This window comes from Maricaulis salignorans, assembly GCF_900103475.1.
Taxonomy (GTDB): Bacteria; Pseudomonadota; Alphaproteobacteria; order Caulobacterales; family Maricaulaceae; genus Maricaulis; species Maricaulis salignorans.
Window position 1 is genome coordinate 129,633 of the sequence record NZ_FNHG01000006.1, and the last position, 6,454, is coordinate 136,086.

A 6,454-nucleotide genomic window follows, 5' to 3' on the forward strand; every position below is an offset into this window, starting at 1 on the left:
TCGCACCGCCCGGTGCATTAGGCTGAGATCCAGATGACCCACCCGGCACTCCCCGCTTCGCTGAATGCCTTGACGCTGCGCGCCCAGCTGGCGGCGGCTATTGCCAAGCAGGGCTGGGATTCCCCGGCTGCGCGCGCGACGGCATTGAGCCATGTCCGCGCGGCGCTGGACCGGTTCCGCGACCAGGCGGTCGATTGCCTCTCCAAAAGCGGCGGCGGCGCACTGGCGGCCCAGGCGCTGAGCGACGGGATGAGCGTCAGCCTGCACGCCCTGTTTGATTCCATGGCTGCGGGTGATCTGGACGGTTCGCGCGGCGTCTCGCTCTGTGCGCTGGGCGGTTTCGGGGCCGGCGAACTGGCCCCATTTTCCGACGTCGACCTGCTCCTGATCAAGCCGGATGATGGCAATGCCGCGACGGATGCCTTCCTTGAGCGCGTGCTTTACGCGCTGTGGGATATCAAGATCGATGTCGGCGGTGGCGCCTGCCGCACGATCGATGAAACCCTGGAAATCACCCGCGAAAATGCCTCCGAACGCACGGCTTTGCTCAGCTTGCGCTATCTCGCCGGCGATGAGGCGCAGGCCACTGCGCTCGCCAGCCGTTTTCGTGAGGAAGTGATCGCCGGTGACAAGACCGGCTTCGTCGAGGCGAAACTGCGCGAGCGTGACGCCAGGATCGAGAAGGCGGGCCGGTCGCGCTATACGGTTGAGCCCAATATCAAATCGGGCAAGGGCGCCTTGCGGGACCTGCAGCTGATGCGCTGGCTGGCGCAATTTCTCTACGGTGCCGATGCGTTTGAACGCTGGGTCGGCAGCCGCCTGCTATCGGTCGACGATGTTGTGAAATACGTCGCGGCCGACGATCTGTTGTGGACGATCCGCTTCCATCTACACGCCCTGGCTGGCGGCAAGGATGAAAGGCTGACCTTCGATTTACAGCCGGAAATCGCAGCCCGAATGGGGTTTGAAGACGGCGAAGATGAAAGTGCAGTGGAACGTTTCATGCGCGCCTATTTCCGCGCGGCCATGGATGTCGGTGCCCTGACCCGTCTGGTATGTGCCAAGCTCGAGGCCGACGCCTGGAAGTCGAAACCGCGGGGCCTGGCGCGTTTCCTGCCCGGGGAAGATCCCGATGAGACGCCTGATCTGGGCAAATTCGTGCTGCGTGATGGCCGCCTGGATTTCGCCAATCCGACCCAGATTGCGGACGATCCGGTCTGCCTGATCCGCTTCTTTCACGTCGCCTCTTCGCGGCGTCTGGACCTGCACCCCGAAGCGGTGGCGCGGATTGGCCGGACGCTGCACCATGTCGACGAGAAATTCCGCGAAGACCCGCGCGCAGCCCGGGCCTTCTTTGCGGTCTTACTGGATTCGCCAGCGCCAATGCCGGTCCTGCGCCTGATGACCGAGGCAGGCCTTCTGGGCCGCTATATCCCGGAATTCGGGGACATCGTCGCGCGCACCCAGTTCAATATGTATCACCATTATACGGTCGATGAGCACACCCTGCAGGCGCTGGGGATATTGCGCGAAATCGAGGACGGCCTGCACCCGCTGGATCATCCGTTGACGACCCGGATCATGCCGCTGATCAAGCGGCGGCGCGCCCTGCACCTGGCGGTCCTGCTTCACGATACCGGCAAGGGGGCAGGCGATCAGTGCATTGAAGGCGCGATCCGCGCGCGCACGGCCTGCAAGCGGCTCGGCCTTGATGATACCGAAACCGAGCTGGTTGCCTGGCTGATCCAGACCCATCTCCTGCTCAGCGATACCGCCCAGCGCCGCGATCTGAGCGATCCGCAGACCGTCGCCGATTTCGCCGCCGCTGTGGGCACGGTGGAGCGTTTGCGGCTGCTGACCGTGCTGACCGTGGTCGATATTCGCGCCGTCGGACCGGGCGTGTGGAATGGCTGGAAAGGTCAGCTGATCCGGGATTTGTACGCGGCGACGGAACAGGTGCTCAAGAGCGAGGGGGCCGGGCTGGAGCGCGCGCGCGAAACCCTGGCCGACAAGGCACGGGCGACGCGCGACAAGGCGCTGCCACGTCTGGCGCGGATCAATCCGGCCTTCGCCGAGTGGTGGGCGGCGGAGTTGAATGATGCCTATTGGGTTTCATTCTCCGAAGAGGATCGTTTCCGGCATGCAGCCTTTGCCCGGCATGTTTTCGAGACCGGGCGTGCCTCGGCCGCCGCGGTGCGGGTCGACCGGCGGCGGGCGGCCACCGAAGTCATGATCTGGTCGCCTGACCGTGAACGCGTGTTTGCTGATATCGCCGCCGCCCTGGCCGATATGGGCGCCGACGTGGTCGGTGCGACCATCAACACGACGGTGTCGGGCAATGTGTTTGATATTTTCCATATCCAGGACGCGGCCGGCCAGCCCTATGGCCGTGAGGACACGCCGAAGCGAGATGCCCTGGTGGACTATCTCAGGCTGGTGGCCACCGGCGAGTTTCCCGTGCGGCGCCGACGCATCATGCCGATGAAGCATCGTGACGCGGCCTTCCGGGTCGAGCCCTTTGTCAGTATTTCCAATGAATTGGCCGAGCACGCCACAGTGATCGAAGCCTCCGGTCGCGACAGGCCAAGCCTGTTGGCGGATCTGGCCGATGTGATCGCCGACGAAAACCTGTCGCTGACCTCCGCCCAGATCGACGGTTATGGCGAACGCGCCACGGATGTGTTCTACGTCACCCATCTGGGCCACAAGCTGGAGGATGCCGCCGTGACCGAACGCCTTCATGCCGGCTTGATCACAGTCCTGAGTGCCAGTGAAACCGCGCTAGACGAGAAGGCCGCTGAACGCGGTATCGCCCGCGCCCGCGCCAGCGTTTTGAGGTAGTCATGCGTCTTTTGCGGTCGTCAGCCATTGTCGGCCTGTTCACATCGGCTAGCCGGGTCCTGGGACTGGTGCGAGAAATGTTGCTGGCAGCGGCACTCGGTGCCGGTGCCACGACGGACGTCTTCCTGACAGCCTTCCAGTTTCCCAACCTGTTCCGGCGCATCTTCGCCGAAGGTGCGTTCAATTCCGCCTTTGTGCCGCTGTATGCGGGCAAGCTTGAGGGCGAGGGCCCGACGGAAGCCCAGCGCTTTGCACGGCAGGTCCTGTCGCTGCTCTTCACCGCGATGTTGATCTTCGTGATTGTGGCGCAGATCGGCATGCCCTGGCTGATGTATTTGCTGGGTCCGGGTTTCATCGAAAACCCGCAAACCTTCGAGCTGGCCGTTCTGCTGACGCAGATAACCATGCCCTATCTGCTGATGATGTCGCTCTCGGCCATGCTGAGTGGCGTGCTCAATTCGCACGGCAAGTTTGCCGCCGCTGCCGCAGCGCCTGTTCTGCTCAATCTGACTCTGATCGGCACCATGCTCTTCTCCGGTGCCGGCGGCGAGCAGATGGCGCTTTTTCTTTGTATCGGCATCACGGCGTCCGGCGTGCTGCAGACCGCCTGGCTCTGGTTTTCCGTGCGCCAGCTCGGTGTGCGTCTGAGTTTGCGCCTGCCCCGGCTGACACCCGATACCCGGCGTCTGATTGTGCTGGGTGTTCCCGGTGCTGTGGCGGCGGGCGTCACTCAAATCAATATTCTCGTTACGTCCTCTATCGCGACGCTCGAGGAGGGGGCGCGGTCCTGGCTGTATTATGCGGATCGCCTGTACCAGTTCCCGCTTGGCGTGGTCGGCATCGCAATGGGTGTTGTGCTGTTGCCGACCTTGTCCGGCCGGCTGCGCTCCGGCGATGTGACGGGGGCTGCCAATGTGATGAATCGCGGTCTTGAGGTCTCGATGGCGCTGACGCTGCCCGCTGCTGCGGCGCTCGCCGTCATTCCGCATTTCATCGTCACCGCCCTGTATCAGAACGGCGCCTTCACCGCCGATGCCGCCGACCGGGTGTCGCTGGCTGTGGTCGCCTTTGCGTTCGGACTGCCGGCCTTTGTGTTGATCAAGGTGCTGTCCCCGGGATTTTTCGCTCGCCAGGACACAATGACACCGATGCGGTTTGCGGCGGTTTCTGTCGCGGTCAATCTGGTGCTTGGCCTGATCCTTTTCTTCGGACCGTTGAACTTCCTCGGTCTGGCTATCGCCACCTCGGTAGCCGGCTGGGTCAATGCCATTCTGCTCGCGGTTACGCTGCGCAAGCGCGGGTTATTGCAGCCGGACGCCCGCTTGCTGCACCGAATTCCGCGCATTCTCGGCGCCGTGATCCTGATGTCGGCCTTCCTGGCGATCGCGGATCGTCATGCCGTCTGGATTATCGATCACAGCTTCGGCATTCCGCTCTTGGCCCTTGTGGTGGTCTGTGGTTCCGGTGCGCTGGTGTTCGGCGGATCGGCGATGCTGACCGGCGCGTTGAGGATTTCCGAGCTGCGTGACGCGCTCAAGCGCCCTTGAGGCCTGCCATTGCGGCCGTTATGACCACATCCTTCTTTCACCCTCATTCCACCCGAGGCACGCCATGAGTGACAACCCGACCGAATATAACGGCCCGAAGCGCATCTTCTCCGGCATGCAGCCGACAGGTCAGCTGCATCTGGGCAATTATCTCGGGGCGCTCAAGAATTGGGTGGCCTTGCAGGATGAGGGTAGCTTCGAGTGCTTCTATTGCGTCGTCGACATGCACGCGATCACCATGCCGCACGACCCCAAGGCGCTTCCCGGCGCGGTCCGCGCGGCCGCTGCGGCCTATATTGCCGCCGGCGTTGATCCGGCCAAGAGCGCGCTCTTCGCACAATCGGCGGTTCCCGAGCATGCTGAGCTGGCGTGGATCTTCAACTGCGTCGCCCGCATGGGTTGGGCCGAGCGCATGACCCAGTTCAAGGACAAGGCCGGTAAGGACAAGGAGCGCGCCTCCGTTGGCCTCTTCACCTATCCGGTCCTGATGGCGGCCGATATCCTGGTCTACAAGGCGACCCACGTACCGGTCGGTGACGATCAGAAACAGCATCTCGAATTGTGCCGCGACGTCGCCGCCCGTTTCAACCGGGATTACGGTGACGGTGAAATGATCTTCCCGATCACCGAGCCGGTTATCCAGGGGCCCGGCGCACGGATCATGAGCCTGCGCGACGGCCTGTCGAAAATGTCAAAGTCGGACGTGTCCGACAATTCGCGCATCAATCTGCATGATGATGCCGACACGATCGCGAAGAAAATCCGCAAGGCCAAGACCGATCCCGAGCCTTTGCCCGATACGATGGAGGCGCTCAATGCGCGTCCGGAGGCGACCAATCTGGTCGGGATTTATGCGGCCCTGACCGGCCGCACCAAGGCCGATGTGTTGGCGGAATTCGCTGGCCAGGGCTTTGGCGTGTTCAAACCGGCGCTTGCTGATGTCGCTGTTGAGTATCTCGCGCCGATCTCCGATGAATTCCGTCGCCTGGTCGCCGACCAGGCCGAAATCGACCGGATCCTGACCGATGGCGCCGAGCGGGCTCGCACGGTGGCCGCACCGGTGCTCAAGCAGGCCAAGCAAGTTATCGGGTATTGGAGCTAGCCTCCGGTCCGGGACAGTTGGCCGCACTGACAGGCCGTCTGCCGGCAGGCTAACTGGACTGACGAAATCTGGAGATGCGTGATGTTGAGACTATCCCTGAGTGTGGCTGCGGCCGCTTTTCTGGCGGGCTGTGGCGGCGTCGAGGAAGACGTTGCCGTCAGCCATGATGGCGGTCATGCCATGTCCGAGATGGTGCCCGACGCAGTGCAGGCGCTGGCGCCCTTGCCGGACGATGGTGTCGCGCCGGTGATCAATGTCGGCGCTGCCTGGATGCGGCCACATCCGCAAGGACGTGACGTCACTGCCGCCTATTTCACGGTCTCGCTGGATGCAGGCGCCGCAGACCGGCTGGTCTCGGCCCGGATTGATGGCGCTGACCGCGTCGAACTACATGGTCACACCATGGATCCCGAGACCGGCATGATGCAAATGCGCCCGATCGGCCCGCAGGAGATCGGGACGGCTGGCCCGCTGCTCTTCGCGCCGGGCGGGCATCATTTGATGGTATTCGGGCTCGATCCTGTGGTTGAGGGGCAGAGCGTGTCCGGCGTGCTGGTGTTCGAGCGCGCCGGCGAGATTCCGGTCGAGTTTGACGTCCGCTCGACAGCACCGGCAGCCGCTCTCGACTAGGGTCTGTACTCAATAAGGGGATTCCCGGATCGTTGATTGCGTGATTCACTTCTGCGCGAAGCAGGAGGAGATCATGGCACGTTATGATTTGAGCGATGAAGAGTGGGCGCTTGTCGGGCCGCTCTTGCCCAAGCCGGGCAAGGGCAAGCGGCGGGTGGACGATCGGCGGGTGGTGAACGCGATCTTCTATGTGCTGCGCACCGGGGCTCCGTGGCGCGACCTTCCCGGTCGGTACGGCCCTTACACAACGGTCTACAACCGGTTCAATCGCTGGGCCAAGCGAGGTATCTGGTTGAGGGTGTTCGAGGAATTGGCCCGGCGCTCGCCGCAGTCG

The 6,454-nt window shown here is 63.2% G+C and carries 5 protein-coding genes; all 5 read left to right on the top strand.

Annotated features, from left to right (window positions below):
- Positions 1-33: 33 nt before the first annotated feature.
- The gene (glnD, locus tag BLT42_RS07170; protein WP_091769025.1) at positions 34-2,841 is read left to right on the top strand and encodes a [protein-PII] uridylyltransferase; all 2,808 of its coding nucleotides are present in this window, start codon (positions 34-36) and stop codon (positions 2,839-2,841) included.
- 2 nt (positions 2,842-2,843) lie between these two features.
- Positions 2,844-4,388 carry a murein biosynthesis integral membrane protein MurJ gene (gene murJ, locus BLT42_RS07175; protein WP_091769028.1) on the top strand — a complete coding sequence of 515 codons (1,545 nt, stop codon included), beginning with the start codon at positions 2,844-2,846 and terminating at the stop codon, positions 4,386-4,388.
- Between the two features lie 64 nt (positions 4,389-4,452).
- Positions 4,453-5,490, top strand: coding sequence for a tryptophan--tRNA ligase (trpS, locus tag BLT42_RS07180; protein ID WP_091769031.1), 1,038 nt, complete (start codon positions 4,453-4,455; stop codon positions 5,488-5,490).
- An 81-nt stretch (positions 5,491-5,571) separates the two neighbouring features.
- Positions 5,572-6,120 carry a copper chaperone PCu(A)C gene (locus tag BLT42_RS07185; RefSeq protein ID WP_091769034.1) on the top strand — a complete coding sequence of 183 codons (549 nt, stop codon included), beginning with the start codon at positions 5,572-5,574 and terminating at the stop codon, positions 6,118-6,120.
- A 73-nt stretch (positions 6,121-6,193) separates the two neighbouring features.
- A partial coding sequence (locus BLT42_RS07190; RefSeq protein WP_143024068.1) for an IS5 family transposase occupies positions 6,194-6,454 on the top strand: 261 nt, incomplete at its 3' end.

Coding starts and splice junctions, on each gene's coding strand:
- glnD (WP_091769025.1), top strand. CDS start 34: ATGACCCACCCGGCACTCCCCGCTTCGCTGAATGCCTTGACGCTGCGC.
- murJ (WP_091769028.1), top strand. CDS start 2,844: ATGCGTCTTTTGCGGTCGTCAGCCATTGTCGGCCTGTTCACATCGGCT.
- trpS (WP_091769031.1), top strand. CDS start 4,453: ATGAGTGACAACCCGACCGAATATAACGGCCCGAAGCGCATCTTCTCC.
- BLT42_RS07185 (WP_091769034.1), top strand. CDS start 5,572: ATGTTGAGACTATCCCTGAGTGTGGCTGCGGCCGCTTTTCTGGCGGGC.